This is a genomic window from Roseovarius sp. A-2 (genome assembly GCF_002072155.1).
GTDB lineage: Bacteria > Pseudomonadota > Alphaproteobacteria > Rhodobacterales > Rhodobacteraceae > Roseovarius.
This window is the reverse complement of sequence record NZ_BDIY01000003.1, coordinates 32,905-51,974: the sequence shown is the minus strand read 5'-3', so window position 1 is coordinate 51,974 and position 19,070 is coordinate 32,905. Positions and strand designations below refer to the sequence as shown.

Below are 19,070 nucleotides of genomic sequence, written 5' to 3'. Positions count from 1 at the left end.
CGATACCTGTTTCCCATGCGACTGACCACCACCGCTCTTGCCGCCATAACCGCGCTCTGCGTGACGATTGGCGTGTTCTGGCTCTCGCTCAGCTTTTTCCAATCCGAGGAAGAGGCCAAGGCGCGCGGGCGGCTGTCACTGTACCACAGCACCGTACTGTCGGAGCTGGAGCGGTTTTCCCATCTGACCTATGTGCTGGCGCGCGACAGTCATGTGATCGACACGGCCACGGGCGGCCCGACCGGGCGGCTGGATCGCAGGCTGGCGGCCTTTGCGGCGCAATCGGGGCTGGATGCGATCTATCTGATGCGGCCTGACGGGATGACGATTGCCGCGTCCAACGCCGGACGGCCCGGCACCTTCGTCGGGCAGGACTATTCCTTTCGCCCCTATTTCCGCGCGGCGCGGGACGGCGCGCAGGGTCGGTTCTACGGGATCGGGGCAACCACGGGATTGCCCGGCTATTTCATCGCCGATGCGGTGCGCGATGCCGGGGGCGGCTTGGCCGGGGTGATCGCCATCAAGCTGGGTCTGACCGATCTTGAAGAGGCCTGGCGCGCGGCCGGAGAGCAGGTGTTTCTGGCCAATCGTGACGGTGTGGTATTGCTGTCATCAGACCCGGACTGGCGCTATCGCAGCCTGAGTGCGCTGAGTACCGATCAGCGCGCGCGCATCGCGCAGAGCCGACAGTTTCCGGGGCAGGATCTTGACCCGCTTTACTGGCAACCCAAGGCCGAGACGCGCGCCGTAATCGGCGGGACGGAGCGGATTCACCTCTCGGCCTCTGTCGCACCGCATGACTGGGTGCTGCATTACTTTGCCGATGACAGTGCTGCGGTGACGCGCAGCTGGTTGCTCACCGGGCTGGTGATGATTCTGGCCGGTGCGGGGTTTCTGGTGTCGCAGGTGCGGCGAACGCAGCGCATCGGGGCCGCCTTGCGCCGGTCCGAGGCAGAAGAGGCGCAATTGCGTGAGGCCAATGAGCGGCTGGCGGTCGAGATCGAAGAGCGCCGCACCGCCGAACGCCGGTTGAAGCGCACGCAGGACGAGTTGGAGCGTGCGAGCCGTCTGGCGGCGTTGGGGCAGTTGGCGGCCTCGGTCACGCATGAGTTGGGGCAGCCTATTGCCGCGATGCGCAACCACCTGACAGCGGCCGAGATCGGCGGGCAACCGGCGGCGAAGGTGATCCCGAGGATCACCGGGATCGTCGACCGGATGGAGGGGATCACGCGGCAGCTCAAGTTCTTTGCCCGCAACAACCGCGAGGAGTTCGGGCCGGTCGATCTGGGGGCCGTGGTGCAGGCGGCGCTGGCGCTGGTGGAGCCGAATATTGCCAAGGTGGGTGTCACCAAGTCGTTCGATGCGCCCGGGTCACCGGTGCTGGTGCGCGGCAATCAGTTACGGCTGGAACAGGTGCTGACCAATGTGTTGCGCAATGCTGTCGATGCGGTGGAGGATTGTACCGAGCGGCGGGTTGATATCACGCTGGGGCAAGACGATGGCGCGGGCTGGGTCGAGGTGCGCGACACCGGGCATGGGTTGGGGCAGGCACGCCTCGACGAGTTGCAGGAGCCGTTCGTCACCACGCGCGAGAGCGGTCGCGGCATGGGGTTGGGCCTTGCGATTTCAGCGAATATCGTCAAGGCGCATCAGGGCCGGTTCAGCGCGGGCAACCTTGCCCAAGGTGGTGCGATGTTCCGGATCGAGATCCCGCAACAGGGGATCGAAGAGGATTTGAGCGTGGCATGAGCAGCACCCCCCGTATCCTTATCGTCGAGGATGACCGCGCGATGCGCCTGTCGCTGATCGACCTGCTGGAGGCGTCCGAATGGTGCGTCGAGGCGCTACCGCGCGCCGAGCGGCTGGCCGACCGGCTGGAGGCGTTTCAGCCGGATGTGATTCTGTCAGATGTGCGGATGCCGGGCATGTCCGGGCTGGAGTTGCTGGACAGTCTCGACCGCGATCTGTCACCGCCCTTGGTGCTGATTTCGGCGCATGGCGATATCGCCATGGCGGTCGATGCGATGCGGCGCGGGGCCTATAGCTTTGTCGAGAAGCCCTATGAGCCGCGCCGCTTGCTGAACATCCTGCGCCATGCCGCCGATCAGCACGCGATGCGGCGCACGACCGAGCGGTTGAAATCGCGGCTGTTGCAGCTGTCGGGGCTGGACCGGGTGCTGTTGGGCCATACGCCCGAGACCGTGGCCCTGCGCGAGGAGGTGCTGGATCTGTCGCAGAGCGGCGCTGCGGTGATGTTGCAGGGCGAAACCGGCACCGGCAAGGAACTGGTGGCGCGGGCGCTGCATGATCTGGGCGGCGATGCGGCGGGGCCTTTTCTGGCGCTCAATTGTGCCGCGCTGTCGGTCGAGGGGTTCGAGGCAGAGATGTTCGGGGCCGAGGGCAGGGCCGAGGGACGGTTGCAGGCGGCGGGTGGCGGCACGCTGTTTCTTGACGAGATCTGTTCCTGCCCGATGCCGGTGCAGGCCAAGCTGTTGCGGGTAATCGAGGACAAGCAGGTGTTGCCGCTCGGGGCCGGGGCTGCGGTGCCGCTGGCGTTCCGGGTGATTTCGGCAACCAACGAGGATCCTGATCTGGCGGTGCGCGAGGGGCGGCTGCGGGCCGATTTGCTGTACCGGCTGAATACCACGGTGATTGCCCTGCCAACCCTGCGACAGCGGCGCGATGACGTGATGCTGCTGGCGGCGCGGTTTCTGGACGAGTTCGCGCGCGTCTACGAGACCCGCGTGCCTGACCTCACGCCCGAGGACAGCGCCGCCCTGTTGGCGCATGACTGGCCCGGCAATGTGCGCGAATTGCGCAGCGTCTGCGAACGCCGCGCGCTGAGCGCGCGACGCGGGGGTGGCTCGATGGCGCAGGCGCTGCGCCGCGATGCGCTGGCCGATGATGTGCCCGACACGCTGCGCGCCGCCGTGGCGGCGTTCGAGCGGGAACTCATTGCCAAGGCGATCACCGCACATGACGGTAAGATGGAGGCGGTGGCAGAGGCACTTGGCATCGGACGGCGCACGCTCAATGAGAAGATCGTCAAGCTGGGGCTGGACAAGGAGGCGCTGCTGTAGTCACCTTGCGGATATCCGCAGGGCGGTTGCCGGGGCATGCGCGGTTTTCTTCATAGCCATCGTGTCGGGGATGACCCAAGGTAGCGCCCATCAAATGACGCATGACATCTGGGAGGAGAAACCATGCCGAAATTTCTGAGTTATACCGCTGTGGCCGCGATCAGCCTCGCCTTTGCCGGTGAGGCGATGGCCACCGAATGGAACGTCTCGCTCTGGGGCAAGCGCCGGGCGTTTACCGAGCATGTCGAGAAGCTGGCCGAGTTGGTTTCCGAGAAGACCGACGGCGAATTCACCCTCAACATCAGCTATGGCGGCCTGTCGAACAACCGCGAGAACCTGGACGGCATTTCCATCGGGGCGTTCGAGATGGCGCAGTTCTGCGCGGGCTATCACCGCGACAAGAACCCCACGATCACCGTGCTGGAACTGCCGTTTCTGGGCGTCGAGAACCTGGAGCAGGAAACCGCGCTGTCGATGGCGCTTTATGATCAGCCGGCGGTCAAGGCCGATCTGGCGCGCTGGAATGCGACGCTGCTGATGCCGTCGCCGATGCCCCAATACAATCTTGTGGGTCTGGGCGACGCGCCCCGCGGCCTTGACGATTTCGAAGGGCTCAGCGTGCGTGCGACCGGCGGGATCGGGGCCGCGATGGAGGCCGTGGGCGCAGTGCCGACCTCGATGTCGGCAACCGAGGTGCGGCAGGCGATGGATAGCGGCGTGGTCAAGGCCGTGGCCTTTGCGCCGCATGCGCATATGTCCTTCGGCACAATCGAGAACGGCAAGTGGTGGACTGCAAACCTGAACCCCGGCACGGTGAATTGCCCGGTGGTGGCGAATACCGACGCGCTCGACGGCCTGTCTGATGAACACCGCGAGGCGCTGTTGGGGTCGATCGACGAGGCGCTCGACCACTATGTCGCCAATTACCAGAACAACACGATGGAGGCCTGGGGCCCGGCGCTCGAAGAGCGAGGCATCGAGGTGATCAGCTTCGACGAAGGGTCTCTTGCGAAGTTCGAAGAGGCAGTGGCCGGTCCTGCCGCAGCCGCCTGGATCGAGGACATGAGCAATCGTGGGATCCCCGCGCAAGAGCTCTATGAATTCGCCACCGGCAAGCTGGCAGAGCTCAAGGGCGGCTCCTGAGCTCTGACCCTGTCGGCCCGTGGCGGAAACGTCGCGGGCCATAGTCTTATGACCAGAGCAGGAGATGATCCATGGCGGGTGCGGCCTCTGTCCTGTCCGACAACAGCAATCTGAGCAAACTTGATCGCGGTCTTTACCGGATCGAGCGGCAGCTTGCGCTCCTGAGCGGGCTGGCGGTGTTCTCGCTCATGGTGCTGGCAGTGTTCTCCGTCGGCGGGCGCAATTTCTTCAATCAGCCGCTGCCCGGGTATGTCGACTGGATCGAACAGATCATGCCGCTGATTGCCTTTATGGGCGTGGCCTATACGCAGCGCGATGGCGGCCATATCAGGATGGATATTTTCGTCGGATTGTTCAGTGGTCGCGCGCTCTGGCTGATCGAGTTGATCACGACGCTAGCGGTTCTGACGCTGATGCTGCTGCTGGTCTGGGGCAGTTGGGCGCATTTCGAACGCAGTTTCGACTGGAACGCGCCGATGTGGAGCCGCGACAGCACCATCGACATCGCGCTGCCGATCTGGCCTGCCAAGATCCTCGCGCCGATTGCCTTCGGCGTTCTTTCGCTGCGGCTGATGTTGCAGGTCTGGGGCTTCGGACGCGCATTCTTCACCGGGGCAGAGCGACCCGTTGCGGTGCCGCTGATCGAGGATGCCGCGGCACAGGCCGCACGTGAGGCGGCGCATGTCGGCGGCCGTGATGAATAAGGATTTCACTTGATGGAGCCGATAGATATCGGGCTTGTCGTGACCGGTCTGATGCTGGTCGTCGTCCTTCTGGGCATGCGCGTGGCCTTTGCCGCCGCTCTTGCGGGCACGGTCGGGCTGATCTGGATTTTCTGGTCCAAGAAGGGCTATGCGGGCGACGAATTTTTCTGGGCGCTGACCGTCGCGGTCAAGACCGCCGGTCAAGTGCCGCATTCCAAGGTCAGTTCGCAAGCGCTGAGCCTGATTCCCACCTTTATCATGATCGGCTATCTCGCCTACTACGCGGGGCTGACCAAGGCGCTCTTCGAGGCGGCAAAACGCTGGGTTGCCTGGGTGCCGGGTGGTCTCGCGGTTTCGACCGTGTTTGCCACGGCTGGCTTTGCCGCCGTGTCGGGGGCGAGCGTGGCGACGGCGGCGGTGTTTGCGCGCATCGCCATCCCCGAGATGCTCAAGATCGGCTATGACAAGCGCTTCGCGGCGGGTGTCGTGGCGGCGGGCGGCACATTGGCCTCGCTCATCCCGCCCTCGGCACTCTTGGTGATCTACGCGATCATTGTCGAGCAGGATGTTGGCAAGCTGCTGCTTGCAGGCTTTGTGCCCGGCGTGTTTTCGGCCTTTGTTTACGCCTTTCTGATCATCGGGCTCGCGCTGACCATCAAGGGGTTTGGCCCGCCGGTGGGTGGCTTTACCTGGCGTGAGCGCTTTGCCTCGCTGCCCCCCGCCCTGCCCATCGTCTTTGTCGTCGTGACGATTATCTTCTTCGTCTATAACCCGTTTGGCGGCGACGCCTGGGGCACGCCAACAGAAGGCGGGGCGATTGGCGCATTCGTGGTGTTCCTGATGGCACTCTACCGCGGCATGCGCTGGCCTGAGTTGAAGGATGCACTCCTGGAGACCGCCAAGCTCAGCGTGATGATCTTCACGATCATCTGGGGGGTGCTGATCTATGTGCGGTTTCTTGGCTTCGCCGATCTGCCCTCGGCCTTCGCCGACTGGATCACCTCGCTGACGTTGTCGCCCATGCTGATCCTGATCTGCATCCTTCTGGCCTATGCGGTGCTGGGCATGTTCATGGACGCGATCGGGATGCTGCTGCTGACGCTGCCGGTCGTCTATCCGGCGGTGATGGCGCTCAACGGGGGCGCGATGGTCTCTGCTGCCGACAGCACGTTTGGCATGTCGGGGCCAATGTGCGCGGTCTGGTTCGGAATCCTAGTGGTCAAGATGGCCGAGTTCTGCCTGATCACACCGCCCATTGGCCTCAACTGTTTCGTCGTGGCGGGTGTGCGGCCCGATCTGAGCGTGCAGGATGTTTTCAAGGGGGTGATGCCGTTCTTTGTGGCCGATGCGGTGACCATTGGTCTGCTGGTTGCGTTCCCGGCGATTGTGCTGTGGTTGCCGAGTCTGGCCTAGCGAAGCCCGTAAAACTTGACGCGTTAACAGACCGGTAATCAGCAGTGTGCTACCCCTTGGATCGGGTGAGACAAGGTGGTGAGTATGGACGTGCGCAGCAACGCGGCACCGGTCATCATCAAACGGAAAAAGATCATTGCCGATGGCGGGCACCATGGGGGGGCCTGGAAGGTCGCCTATGCCGATTTCGTGACCGCGATGATGGCCTTTTTCCTGCTGATGTGGTTGTTGAACGCGACGACAGAACAGCAACGCAAGGGGATCGCCGATTATTTCAGTCCCACCTTGCCGGTCAACCGGATCTCCGGCGGCGGTGACGGCGCGTTCGGCGGCGACAGCGTCTTCTCCGAGGAGACGCTTGCCCAGAACGGAATCGGCGCGACCAGCACCTATACCAGCGACAACCGCCAGGCCCGCGGCGACCAGGGCCTCACATCCGCCGAGCCTGCGGCGCAGCAACGCGCGGTGGAGGATGCGGCCTTTGCCCGACTATCCGATATGCTCACGGCGAGCAGTGGCGAGAGCCTCGTCCCGGACGACATCCTGCAACATATCCGCACGCGCGTGACCGATGAGGGGCTCGTGATCGAACTGTTCGACCTCGGCGCAACGGTGCTTTTCACCGAGCGCGCGCAGCCAACGCGCCTGCTCGAGGATCTCGCGGCGTTGATCGCGCGTGTCTCGCAACTCGTCGAGAATGACATGGCCATCGCAGCGCATGTGAGCGCGCGACCTGTCACCTTGATCGACAATCCCGTCTGGGACATTTCGTCGGAGCGTGCCAACCGGATGCGCATGCTGCTCGAGGAGGACGGAATCGCGTCTGCGCGGGTCAAACGCGTCACCGGTCACGCAGACCGCAACCCCGCCGTCGAGGATCCGATGGCCCCGCGCAACAACCGGCTCGAGGTGATTCTGCTGCGCTCTGCCTGAGACGCGTCGCGAATGTCACGGGCGTTAGCCGCATGTTAAAGATACGCGCTTATGACTGTCTTCCAGATTTGGTCGATACAGCAGAAAGGCGTGATCATGACGATATCCTCCTCCTTGAACGCAGGCGTGGCGGGGCTCAACGCCAATGCTTCGCGGCTCGGTGCGATTTCCGACAATATCGCGAACTCCTCCACTTTCGGATACCGCCGGGTCGAGACGAGCTTCGAATCGCTCGTCGTCTCGGACGGGGGCGCAACATTCGCAGCCGGCGGGGTGCGTGCCAACACGCAGCGTCTGATCGATCAGGGTGGCTCGCTTGTCAGCACGTCTAATCCGACCGATCTGGCGGTGCGCGGTCGTGGCTTCCTGCCCGTCGCGCTGTCCAGCGATGTGGCTGTTTCCAACGGAGACCCGCAGATGTTGCTGACCTCAACCGGATCGTTCCGGACCGATTCCGCCGGACGCCTCGTGACCGAATCCGGTCTTGTCCTTCTGGGTTGGCCGGCGAATGCCGATGGCACGGTGCCACCCTTCCCGCGCGACACAAGCCAAGGGCTGGAACCGGTGCAGATCAACGTCAACCAGCTGACCGGCGAACCGACGACGAGCATCAATCTCGGCATCAATCTTCCCGCGACCGAGACCGAGGCGGGTGGCGATGGCACGGCGCAACAGCTCTCGGTGGAGTATTTCGACAATCTCGGCAGATCCGAGACCATACAGATCGCCTTCACACCGACAGTGCCTGCGGATGGCACATCGAATGAGTGGACAGTGACGCTGTCGGACTCGGCGCAGGATGGCGCGCTTGTCGGGGAGTATCGCCTGACCTTCGATGACGCGCGCGCAACGGGCGGAACGCTTCTTGACGTGACCGATGTCAGCGGTGGCGCCTATGATCCGGCCACGGGACGCGTGATCGTCAATGTCGAGAGCGGCCCGATCGAGATCAACATCGGACGGCCCGGCACGTCCGAAGGTCTGACGCAGCTTTCGAACACCTTTGCCCCGCTCGCAATCAATAAGGACGGCTCGCCGGTTGGCAACATGACCTCTGCCGAGGTTGACGAAAACGGTTTCGTGCATGCGACATTCGATACCGGTGCAAGCCGGGTGATCTATCAGGTTCCGCTTGTCGATCTGCCGAATCCGAATGGCATGCGCTCTCTGGATCAGCAGACCTTCCTGCCCTCGACCGAAAGCGGCGCGTTCTTTCTCTGGAACGCCGGGGATGGCCCGACCGGTGACATGGTCTCCTTCGCACGCCAGGAATCCGCGACCGATATCGCACGGGAACTCACCGACATGATCCAGACGCAACGCGCCTATTCCTCGAACGCGAACGTGATCCAGACCGTTGACGAGATGTTGCAGGAAACCACGAACCTCATCCGCTGAGTCGCATAGACCGATGAAAGGTGCATGACATGACGATTTCCTCGGCCCTGTCCAACGCGCTGAGCGGGTTGAACGCCAGTTCCCGCATGGCAGATACCGTCTCCGCCAATATTGCAAACGTCCTGACCGAGGGCTTCGCCCCGCGGCAGGTCGCGCTCGAATCGCGGCAGAACGGCGGCGTGTCGATTGTCGGCGTCACGCGTTTCGTCGATACGGCCCTGCTCGGCGACCGTCGATTGGCCGACAGCGCGCAAGCCGCCGCCGAAACACGCTCCGATTTCGCGCTGTCCCTCGAACGCATGATCGGGACGCCCGGCGACGAGGGCGCGTTTTCAACCCGGCTTGCCACATTCGAAACCAGCCTGATCAGCGCCGCCGCGCGCCCGGAAGAGCCGAACCGCCTTCAGTCGGTGGTCGACGCGGCATCTGCGCTGAGCGCCAACGTGAATGCCGTCTCTGACGGTATCCAGGACCTGCGCAGTCGCGCGGATGCCGAGATCGCCGCGACCGTGGACACACTGAACACGGTGCTGGATTCCGTCGCGACCCTCAACAGGCAGATCACGCAAGCCACAGCGAACGGGCGTGCGACCGCAGGACTCGAAGATCAACGACAAGCCGCGATCGACGACATTGCGCAGATCGTACCACTGCGCCAACTGCCAAGGGACAACGGTGCCGTGGCCCTTGTGACCACCGGCGGCGCTGTCCTGCTCGACGGTCGCGCAGCCCATCTCGAGTTTGATGCATCACGAATCGTTGCGCCGCATATGACCCGAGAGAACGGCCTGCTTTCGGGTATACGCATTGCCGGGCAGGAGATATCCCTTGACGACCCGGGTCCTCTGTCCGGCGGCAAGCTGGCCGCGCTCTTTCAGAACCGTGACGTGGCCGCAACCGAGGCCCAATCCGGCCTCGACGCCATAGCCCGGGATTTCATCGAACGGTTCTCACAACCCGGTCTCGATCCGACCCAGGCGCCCGGCACGCCTGGACTATTCACCGATGCAGGGAGCGCGCTTGACCCCGCAACCGAAACCGGGCTCGCCAGTCGCCTTGCCATCAATCCCTTGGTCGATCCGCAATCCGGCGGCGTCGTCTCGCGATTGCGTGACGGTCTGGGTGCAACCGAGTCCGGACCGCCTGGCAATGCCGATCTTCTGCAACGCATGGGCGACGCCTTGACGTCGCGCAGCTCCCTCGGCCCGGAGTCGGCGATACGCGATGCGAGTGGCCATATCGCGGATTTCGCGAGCCGACTGGCACAGGATCGCCTGACCACGGAGCGTGAGCTTAGTTTCGGCACGTCCCAGGCTAACGAATTGCGGTCGCTCGAGTTGGAAAACGGCGTGGACAGTGACGCCGAATTGCAGCGTCTGCTTCTGGTCGAACAGGCCTTCGCGGCCAATGCGCGCTTGGTCCAGACCATCGATGACCTGATGCAGACCCTTCTGAGGATAGGAGCATGACCATGCAATCCATCGGCGATCTGGCACAGAGTTTCTCGCTGCGCCGCCAAAGTGTTGAACTCAACCGGCAGATGGACCGTCTGACCCAGGAATTATCCACAGGCAGAGCCGCGGATCTCTCTGCGCATCTGTCGGGCGATCTCGTTCAACTGGCCGATATCGAACGCGCGCTCGACGTGCAGGTTGCGCATCGCGGCGCGGCACGCAGCGCCGCAACCGACGCGGCCCTCATGCAAGCTGCGCTCGAACAGATTCAGGACACGAGTACGTCGCTGGCATCCTCTGCAATCCTAGTCGGAAGCGACTCAAGTAGCACCGCGATACCGGCACTCGCGACCGAAGCACGCGGTGCCCTGGAAACGATCATTGCCAGTCTAAATGGCACATCGGCGGGACGGTCCCTGTTCGCCGGGAACCGCGTCGAGCAACCACCGCTGAGCAGTGCCGACGTTCTGATGGACCAATTGCGGACCGCACTGTCCGGTGCCGTCACAGGCGCCGAGATCCGGCAAGGACTCGACACGTTCTTCGATGCACCGGACGGGGCCTTCGCCACTTCGGTCTACCAGGGCGGTATCGGGGATCTTAGCGCTGTCGCCCTCGGCTCCGGCGAGTCGGTCCGTTTGAGCATACGCGCGGATGATCCCGTGCTGCGGGCGCAGATCAAGGAAACCGCCCTGACCGCGCTTCTGGACGATGACGCGCTTGCTCTCGCGCCCGGTCTGCGCAGCGAACTTGCGCGGGATGCAGGTACAAACCTTCTTGCCTCACAGACCGGCTTGACGCAGCTGCGCGCCGATCTGGGCTTTGCCGAAGAGCGTGTGGCCCGAGCCGAAAGCCGAATATCGTCGGAACTGAGCAGCCTCGAAATCGCGCGAAACACGCTGACATCGATCGACCCATCCGCGACGGCGGGCGAACTTCAGCAGGTTCAGTTTCAACTGGAAGCCCTCTATACGCTTACGGCGCGAGCCTCGCGGCTGAGCTTGGCGAATTTCCTGTGAGCCGGATTGACCGGATGTTACAGGCGCTGCGCATCGGCCTTGCATTCTGTATGCTCGCGCTGCCCGTTGCCGCCGGGCCGATCCGTATCAAGGATCTCGTAGAGTTCGACGGCGTGCGCGGCAATGACCTGGTTGGTTACGGCCTAGTGGTCGGGTTGAACGGTACGGGAGACGGCCTGCGGAATTCCCCTTTCACCGAAGAGATCATGACGAACATCCTCGAACGACTCGGGGTGAATGTCACGGGCGAACAGTCCCGCCCGAAGAATGTAGCGTCAGTTTTAGTGACCGCCGAATTGCCGCCATTCGCCCGGGCTGGCGGACAGATCGACGTGACGGTATCCGCGATCGGTGACGCCGACAGCCTGCTGGGTGGGACGCTGGTCATGACCCCACTGAACGGTGCGGACGGGCAGATTTACGCGGTCGCGCAAGGAACGATTATCGCCGGTGGCATTGCCGCCGAAGGGGAAGGGGCCGCCGTGGTCCAGGGGGTGCCGACCTCCGGGACCATCCCGTCGGGGGCCAGGGTCGAGCGCGAGATCGCGTTTGACTTCGCAAGCCTCGACAGGATTCGCCTCGCCCTTCGTGAGCCGGATTTCACCACCGCAGGGAGGATCGAAAGGGTCATCAACGGCGCGGTCGGTCCTGGTGTCGCGGAGATGCTGGATGCCGGTACGGTCCGTATCGATTTCGCCAGAATGAAGGCTGCCTCACCAGCGCATGCCCTTGGACGGATCGAAAACCTGCTGGTCGAGCCTGAGCGGCGCGCCCGCGTGGTGGTGGATCAACGCTCTGGCACGATTGTCATGGGTCAGGATGTTCGGATCTCGCGGGTCGCAGTGTCGCAAGGCAACCTGACCTTGCGGGTCCAGGAAATGCCGCTTGCGGTACAGCCCAACCCCTTCGCGCGTGGCGAGACCGTCGTGGTGCCGCGCACCGAGGCCGAGATCGAGGAAGAGCCGGGGATCGGCCTGGCCGAGGTGCCTGCCGGAACTTCGCTATCCGAAGTGATTGCAGGCTTGAATGCGCTCGGCGTGGCACCGCGTGACATGATCGACATTCTCAAGAGTATCAAGGCGGCCGGCGCCCTGCATGCCGAATTCGTGGTACGCTAGCCTGAGCGGTTTCAGACGGTCACGTCGAGCGCCTCTTGCTCGCCGACACCGAACACACGGCGATAGCGCTCGATCTCATCCGCCGGACCCATGGCCTTGCGCGGGTTGTCCGATAGTTTCACGGTCGGTCGCCCGTTGGTCGACACCGCCTTGCACACCAAAGAGAACGGCGCGAGCGCGTCACCCTCGGTCAAGCCGCGAAAATCATTGGTGAGCAGCGTGCCCCAGCCGAAGGAGGTGCGCACGCGACCGGCGAATCGCGCCTGCAACTCGATGATCTTGTCGACGTCGAGCCCGTCGGAGAAGATCACCATCTTCTGGCGCGGGTCCTCGCCACGGTCTTGCCACCAGCGGATCGCGGTTTCGGCCCCCGCCTCGGGCGCGCCGGAATCGACGCGGATACCGGTCCAGCCCGCCAGCCAGTCCGGGGCGTTGTCGAGAAATCCCTTGGTGCCATAGGTATCGGGCAGGATGATGCGCAGGTTGCCGTCATGCTCTTCGTGCCAGTCCGACAGCACGTCATAGGGGGCCTGCGCGAGGCTCGCGTCATCGGGGGCAAGGGCCGCGTAGACCATCGGCAGTTCATGGGCATTGGTGCCGATCGCCTCAAGATCGCGGTTCTTTGCGATGAGACAGTTCGAGGTGCCGACGAAGCGCTCGCCCAGCCCTTCTCGCATGGCCTGAACGCACCAGTCCTGCCAGAGAAAGGAATGCCGACGTCTTGTGCCGAAATCGGCGATGCGCAGCCCGTCGATGGGGCGCAGCCGCTCGACCTTTTCCCAGAGTTTGGTCATCGCACGGGCATAGAGCACCTGAAGCTCGAATTTTTTCATGTGACCCAGCACAGCGCGGGCGCGCAATTCCATCAGCACGGCGAGCGCGGGAATTTCCCAAAGCATGACCTCGGGCCATTTGCCCTCGAAGGTCAGCTCGTATTGGCCGTCGCGCACCTCAAGGTGGTAGGGCGGCAGGGTCAACCCTTCGAACCACTCCATGAATTCGGAGGTGAACATCTGGCGCTTGCCGTAGAACGTGTTGCCGCGCAGCCAGGTGCTTTCGCCGCGCGAGAGCGACAGCGAGCGGATGTGATCGAGTTGCTCACGCAACTCGCCCTCGTCCACCAGTTCGGCCAGCCGGACCGACGTGGTTCGATTGATAAGCGAGAAGGTGACATTCGTGTCGGGCCGATTGCGAAACACCGACTGGCACATCAGCAGCTTGTAGAAATCGGTGTCAATCAGGGACCGAACGATGGGGTCCATCTTCCAGCGGTGATTGTAGACGCGGGTTGCGATGTCGACCATGCTGCGACCTCCGACAGGGGTATCGCGGCGGTTAAAGCAAAGGGGGCAGGGCTGTGCAAGGCGGAACGGTCAGCCGGGGTACCCGAGTGCGGTCACAAGCCGGGACCAGTCGCGCGCCCAGGGGGCGGTGCCACTCTCGGTCAGGCGGATCATCCAGAGCGCCATGTCGAGCGCGGGCAGCGTGCCACTGAGGCCAATCAGCCGCCCGCTTGCCAGATCGTCGCGCACCATGCCTTCGGGCAGCCAGGCCACGCCGATGCCGCGCCGGGCGTATTCATGCGCGGCGAGGGTCAACGCGGTTTCCGCCCGGCGGCGCAGCACGCGGGAGGCGGGGATCCGCGGCAGGATCGCGCGCGCCATGACGTGCCCGAGAAACACGTCACCGGGATAGGCGATATAGGGAAGGTCGGGGCCCTGCATGAGGCGCGGGGTCGCCACCGGCAGCAGGCGTTCGAGCCCGAGCGAGACCCGGTCGAAGGCACGGCCGAGGGTCAGGGGGGCGACCTCGGGCGCGGCATAGACCACGGCGAGATCGGCGGCGCCCGACAAAAGGCGGAGCAGGCATTCCTCTCGGTTGTCCGAGCGCACGCGCACCGGACGGCCGCCCTGGGCGGTGAGGATACTGACGATAGCCGGGGAATGGGTGGTGGTGATCGCGTGCTGACAGGCCAGTGTCAGGCCGCGCGCGTCCGAAGTGTGCGCCAGCGTTTCGCGCAGGGTGCGCAGTTGCGTGGCGAGGCTCCGCATCTCGGGGATCTGTGCCGTGACATCCGGCAGAAGCGTGACGGGTTTGCGGCTTCGGTCGAGAAGCGGCGTGCCGAGCGCCTCTTCGATGGCACGCAAACGGCGGGTGAAGGCCGATTGACTGACATGGCGCATATCGGCGGCGCGGGCGAGCGAGCCGGTGTCAGACACAGCCAAAAGATCGTCGAGCCAATCCAGCCGCATATTGCATACCTTGCATTATCTTTGGCGAGAATAGCATTAGACGGGGCGAATGTCCCGCCCTACCCTGCGCGAAACGCATGTTTGATGGAGGACCTCAAATGCATCTCGCCCGTTACCCCCGCCGTTTCATCGCCCATCTGCCGACCCCGCTGGAGCGGCTGGACCGGCTGACCAAGGAATTGAACGGCCCCGAAATCTGGATCAAGCGGGATGATTGCACCGGTCTCAGCACGGGCGGCAACAAGACCCGCAAGCTGGAATTCCTGATGGCCGAGGCGGAATTGCAGGGCGCGGACATGGTGATGACCCAAGGCGCCACGCAATCCAACCACGCCCGTCAGACAGCCGCCTTTGCCGCCAAGCTGGGGCTGGATTGCCATATCTTGCTGGAGGATCGGACTGGCTCGAACAATGCCAATTACAACAATAACGGCAACGTCCTGCTCGATCACATGCATGGTGCCACGACCGAAAAGCGCCCCGGCGGCGGTGACATGAATGCCGAAATGGAGAAGGTCGCCGACAAGTTCCGCGCCGAGGGTCGCAATGTCTACACCATCCCCGGTGGCGGGTCGAACCCCACCGGCGCGCTCGGCTATGTCAACTGCGCCTTCGAGATGCTGGCGCAGTTCAATGATCGCGCGCTCAAAGTCGACCATATCGTGCATGCGACCGGCAGTGCCGGCACGCAGGCGGGGCTGATCACCGGGCTCAAGGCGATGAACGCGCAAATCCCGCTGTTGGGCATCGGGGTGCGCGCGCCCAAGCCCAAGCAGGAGGAAAACGTCTACAATCTCGCCTGTGCGACGGCGGAAAAGCTGGGCTGTGCCGGTGTTGTGGCGCGAGAGGACGTGGTCGCCAATACCGATTACGTGGGCGAGGGCTATGGCATCCCCACCAAAAGCGGCATCGAGGCCATTCAGATGTTCGCGGAACTCGAGGCGATCCTGCTCGATCCGGTCTATTCGGCAAAAGGCGCGGCAGGCTTTGTCGATCTCATCCGCAAGGGCCATTTCAAGAAGGGCGAGCGGGTCGTGTTCCTGCATACCGGCGGGTCGGTGGCGCTGTTCGGCTATGACAGCGCGTTTGATTTCGCGTCCCGCTGGACAAACTGAGCGGCATCACACGCTGACCGACGGCAAAGCCCCGCAGCAATGCGGGGTTTTCCATGTCCGACATATCCGGTAAAGCGCAGTCTGACCCAATTTTTGCAGTCGGAAGAGCACGCATGAAATTCACATTGTCCTGGCTGAAAGACCATCTCGAGACCACGGCCCCGGTGGCGGAGATCGCGGAGACCCTGACCGATCTGGGGCTGGAGGTGGAGAGCATTTCCGACCCCACCGCGCGGCTGGGGGATTTCACCATAGGCAAGGTGATCCGCGCCGAAAAGCACCCCGACGCCGATAAGCTGCGGGTGTGCCAGGTTGCGACCGATGCGGGCGAGACGCAGATCATCTGCGGCGCGCCCAATGCGCGCGAGGGGATCACCGTGGTGATCGCCAAACCGGGCGTCTACGTGCCGGGCATCGACACGACCATCGGCGTGGGCAAGATCCGCGGGATCGAGAGCCACGGCATGATGTGCTCGGAGCGCGAGATGGAACTCAGCGACGAGCATGACGGCATCATCGAACTGCCGTCGGGCGAGGTGGGTGAGCGGTTTGTCGATTGGCTGGCGGTGCATGATCCGGCCAAGGTCGATCCGGTGATCGAGATCGCGATCACGCCAAACCGCCCCGATGCGCTTGGGGTGCGGGGCATCGCGCTCGATCTGGCGGCGCGGGGGCTGGGGACAATGAAGCCCGCATCTACGGCAAATATCGAGGGGCAGTTCGCCTGCCCGATCAAGGTGACGATCGACGAGGATACGGCGACGGGAGGCTGCGAGGTCTTTGGCGGGCGTCTTATTCGCGACGTGCAGAACGGGCCGTCGCCCGCGTGGCTGCAGGATCGGCTGCGCGCCATCGGGTTGCGCCCGATCTCGGCCCTGGTCGATATCACAAATTTCTTCACCTATGACCGCAACCGCCCGCTGCATGTGTTCGATGCCGACAAGGTGACCGGCGATCTGCGGGTGCACCGCACCGCAGGGGGCGAGACGCTCCTGGGCCTGGATGAAAAAGAATACACCTTTGGCCCCGGGCAGGTGGTGATTTCCGATGAGACCGGAATCGAGAGCATCGGCGGCATCATGGGCGGGCTTGCCACTGGCTGTACCGAGGAGACTGTGAACGTGTTTCTCGAGGCAGCGGTGTGGGACCATATCCAGATCGCCACGACGGGACGCGCGCTCAAGATCAATTCCGACGCGCGCTATCGCAACGAGCGGGGGATCGACCCAGCCTTCAACATGGAGGCGCTTGATCTTGCGACACAGATGATCCTCGATCTGTGTGGCGGTGTGCCGTCGAACCGTGTCATTGCGGGCAAGGTGCCGGATGTGAACCGGGCCTACAAGCTCGATCCGGCGCGGGTGCAATCGCTGGTCGGCATGGATATCCCCGAAAGCGAGCAGCGCCAGACGCTGACGGCGCTTGGCTTCAAGCTCGAAGGGAACATGGCGCTTGTGCCAAGCTGGCGGCCCGATATCCTGGGCGAAGCCGATCTGGTCGAGGAGGTGGCGCGCATCGCGTCCCTTACCAAGCTGAAGGGGCGACCAATGGCGCGTGTCGATGCCGGTGTGCCCAAGCCGATCCTGAGCCCGATACAAAAGCGCGAACAAATCGCGCGGCGCAGCATGGCCTCACTCGGCTACAACGAATGCGTCACCTACAGTTTTATCGACCATGGCTCGGCCACGCTCTTTGGCGGTGGCGATGAGGCGACGATGCTGGCCAATCCGATCAGTTCGGAAATGAGCCATATGCGGCCCGATCTGTTGCCCGGGCTGTTGCAGGCCGCCGCGCGCAATCAGGCGCGGGGGATCATGGACCTGGCGCTCTTCGAGGTCGGGCATGCGTTTCAGGGCGGCGAGCCGGGCGAGCAGCATCTGCAGGTCTGCGGTGTTCTGATCGGACGGAGCGGACCCAAGGATGTGCACGGCACCTCGCGTGCCGTTGATCTCTATGACGCCAAGGCGGATGCCGAGGCGGTGCTGGCGGCGATCGGTGCACCCGCCAAGGCGCAGATCCTGCGCGGTGCACCGGAGTGGTGGCATCCGGGGCGGCATGGCATGGTTTGCCTTGGCCCCAAGAAGGTGATGGGCGTCTTTGGTGAATTGCACCCCAAGGTGCTGCGCGCGATGGATGTGAAGGGGCCGGCGGTGGCCTTTACCCTCTGGCCTGCAGAGGTGCCGCTGCCGCGCAAACCCTCGGCCACGCGCGGGGCGATGGCGATCAGCGATCTGCAGGCGGTGGAGCGCGATTTCGCCTTTGTCGTCGATCAGGAGGTCGAGGCGCTGACGCTGGTCAATGCCGCCGCCGGGGCGGACAAGGCGCTGATCGAGGCAGTGCGCATTTTTGACGAGTTCATCGGCGGCACTCTGGGCGAGGGCAAGAAATCGCTGGCGATGACCGTCCGCTTGCAGCCCCGCGACACCACGCTGAAAGAGGCCGATATCGAGACTGTTTCGGCCAAGATCATCGAAAAGGTCACCAAGGCCACGGGCGGCACGCTGCGCGGCTGAGAAAGGAGCAAACGATGCTGAATGTCTATCTGTCAGGCGAGATACACACCGATTGGCGGGAGCAGATCATCGCGGGGGCCAAGGGGCTTGATGTGTCCTTCTCGTCCCCGGTGACGGATCACGCGGCGAGCGACGATTGCGGCGTCGCGATCCTCGGCGACGAGCCGAACAAGTACTGGCACGACCACAAGGGCGCGATGGTGAACGCGATTCGCACCCGCAAGGGGATTGCCGATGCCGATATCGTGGTGGTTCGCTTTGGCGACAAGTACAAGCAGTGGAACGCGGCATTTGATGCAGGTTTCGCGTCTGCCTTGGGCAAGTCGTTGATCATCCTGCAGCCGCCCGAGCATGATCATGCGCTCAAGGAAGTGGATGCCGCGGCCCTCGCGGTGGCGCGTGAACCGGGGCAGGTGGTGGATGTCCTGCGCTACGTGCTGGACGGGACGCTACCCGCTTAACTGCGCACCACGTAAACTGAGCATTCTGCATGTGTCACCACATGGCTCGCCGTGGTGCCGAGCAGGTAATCCTGCACCTTTGGGTTGGCGGATTCCATCACAATCAGATCGACCTTGCGTTCATCCGCGAGCTTGACGATCTGGCGGTGCACCGCGCCCTTGCGCACGATCAGTTCCACATCCACCCCCTCGGCGGGGTGCGCCGCGACGAATTTCCTGAGTTCCTCGCCCCAGTAGACATCGGAATTGTAGATGTTCATGTTGCGCTCGATCTCGGGCGCGACGGTCGCCACGATCAGTTTGGCCCCACGCCTCTGGGCCATTTCCACGGCCTCGGTATAGGCGTTATATTCTACCTTCACGTGTCGCAGGTTGACAGGGCAGAGGATGAGCTTCGTCTGACGGGGCATGGCGGTTTCCGGAATTAGAGGTCAGCAATGACCTAACCCGATTCGTCGCGGGGCATA

Annotated in this window: 16 protein-coding genes; 13 read left to right on the top strand and 3 right to left on the bottom strand. The window is 63.5% G+C overall.

The annotated features are described in order from the left end of the window. Nucleotides 1–15: 15 nt before the first annotated feature. The 10 genes from BHD06_RS05580 (at nt 16) to BHD06_RS05535 (ending at nt 12,262) form a co-directional block, all read left to right on the top strand. Nucleotides 16–1,749, top strand: a complete 1,734-nt coding sequence (locus BHD06_RS05580; RefSeq protein ID WP_080456012.1) for an ATP-binding protein — start codon at nt 16–18, stop codon at nt 1,747–1,749. Then, complete coding sequence (locus BHD06_RS05575; protein ID WP_080456011.1) at nt 1,746–3,080, top strand: sigma-54 dependent transcriptional regulator; 1,335 nt, start codon at nt 1,746–1,748, stop codon at nt 3,078–3,080. Before BHD06_RS05580 ends, BHD06_RS05575 begins: the two co-directional genes overlap by 4 nt. A gap of 123 nt (nt 3,081–3,203) precedes the next feature. Next, nucleotides 3,204–4,223, top strand: a complete 1,020-nt coding sequence (locus tag BHD06_RS05570; protein WP_080456010.1) for a C4-dicarboxylate TRAP transporter substrate-binding protein — start codon at nt 3,204–3,206, stop codon at nt 4,221–4,223. A gap of 71 nt (nt 4,224–4,294) precedes the next feature. Continuing rightward, nucleotides 4,295–4,927 carry a TRAP transporter small permease subunit gene (locus BHD06_RS05565; RefSeq protein WP_080456009.1) on the top strand — a complete coding sequence of 211 codons (633 nt, stop codon included), beginning with the start codon at nt 4,295–4,297 and terminating at the stop codon, nt 4,925–4,927. Nucleotides 4,928–4,939: 12 nt separating this feature from the next. Beyond that, nucleotides 4,940–6,340, top strand: a complete 1,401-nt coding sequence (locus BHD06_RS05560) for a TRAP transporter large permease (RefSeq protein WP_080456008.1) — start codon at nt 4,940–4,942, stop codon at nt 6,338–6,340. 84 nt (nt 6,341–6,424) lie between these two features. Next, nucleotides 6,425–7,273 carry a flagellar motor protein MotB gene (locus BHD06_RS05555; RefSeq protein WP_080456007.1) on the top strand — a complete coding sequence of 283 codons (849 nt, stop codon included), beginning with the start codon at nt 6,425–6,427 and terminating at the stop codon, nt 7,271–7,273. 96 nt (nt 7,274–7,369) lie between these two features. Continuing rightward, the gene (locus BHD06_RS05550) at nt 7,370–8,671 is read left to right on the top strand and encodes a flagellar hook protein FlgE (RefSeq protein ID WP_080456306.1); all 1,302 of its coding nucleotides are present in this window, start codon (nt 7,370–7,372) and stop codon (nt 8,669–8,671) included. A 29-nt stretch (nt 8,672–8,700) separates the two neighbouring features. Beyond that, complete coding sequence (flgK, locus tag BHD06_RS05545) at nt 8,701–10,140, top strand: flagellar hook-associated protein FlgK (protein ID WP_080456006.1); 1,440 nt, start codon at nt 8,701–8,703, stop codon at nt 10,138–10,140. After that, nucleotides 10,137–11,144: a flagellin gene (locus tag BHD06_RS05540; protein WP_080456005.1), complete on the top strand. Its 1,008-nt coding sequence runs from the start codon at nt 10,137–10,139 to the stop codon at nt 11,142–11,144. The genes flgK and BHD06_RS05540 overlap by 4 nt, the downstream gene beginning before the upstream one ends. A 14-nt stretch (nt 11,145–11,158) precedes the next feature. After that, a complete protein-coding gene (locus tag BHD06_RS05535; protein WP_080456004.1) occupies nt 11,159–12,262 on the top strand; it encodes a flagellar basal body P-ring protein FlgI in 1,104 nt (367 codons plus the stop codon). An 11-nt stretch (nt 12,263–12,273) separates the two neighbouring features. On the opposite strand, the gene pncB is transcribed toward BHD06_RS05535, so the two are convergent. Then, nucleotides 12,274–13,566: a nicotinate phosphoribosyltransferase gene (pncB, locus tag BHD06_RS05530; RefSeq protein ID WP_080456003.1), complete on the bottom strand. Its 1,293-nt coding sequence runs from the start codon at nt 13,564–13,566 to the stop codon at nt 12,274–12,276. A gap of 69 nt (nt 13,567–13,635) precedes the next feature. Next, on the bottom strand, nt 13,636–14,514 hold the full coding sequence (locus BHD06_RS05525; protein WP_080456002.1) for a LysR family transcriptional regulator: 879 nt from the start codon (nt 14,512–14,514) through the stop codon (nt 13,636–13,638). Between the two features lie 98 nt (nt 14,515–14,612). On the opposite strand from BHD06_RS05525, the gene BHD06_RS05520 reads away from it, so the two are divergent. The 3 genes from BHD06_RS05520 to BHD06_RS05510 all read left to right on the top strand — a co-directional run bounded on the left by BHD06_RS05520 (nt 14,613) and on the right by BHD06_RS05510 (nt 18,603). Continuing rightward, nucleotides 14,613–15,629, top strand: coding sequence for a D-cysteine desulfhydrase (locus BHD06_RS05520; protein WP_080456001.1), 1,017 nt, complete (start codon nt 14,613–14,615; stop codon nt 15,627–15,629). A gap of 113 nt (nt 15,630–15,742) precedes the next feature. Next, nucleotides 15,743–18,142, top strand: coding sequence for a phenylalanine--tRNA ligase subunit beta (gene pheT / locus BHD06_RS05515; protein WP_080456000.1), 2,400 nt, complete (start codon nt 15,743–15,745; stop codon nt 18,140–18,142). A gap of 14 nt (nt 18,143–18,156) precedes the next feature. Then, nucleotides 18,157–18,603, top strand: coding sequence for a YtoQ family protein (locus tag BHD06_RS05510; RefSeq protein WP_080455999.1), 447 nt, complete (start codon nt 18,157–18,159; stop codon nt 18,601–18,603). Here BHD06_RS05510 and BHD06_RS05505 read toward each other — a convergent pair. Further along, entirely contained in the window at nt 18,600–19,013 is a 414-nt protein-coding gene (locus tag BHD06_RS05505; RefSeq protein WP_080455998.1) for a universal stress protein, read from the bottom strand. The genes BHD06_RS05510 and BHD06_RS05505 overlap by 4 nt on opposite strands. Between the last annotated feature and the right edge of the window lie 57 nt (nt 19,014–19,070).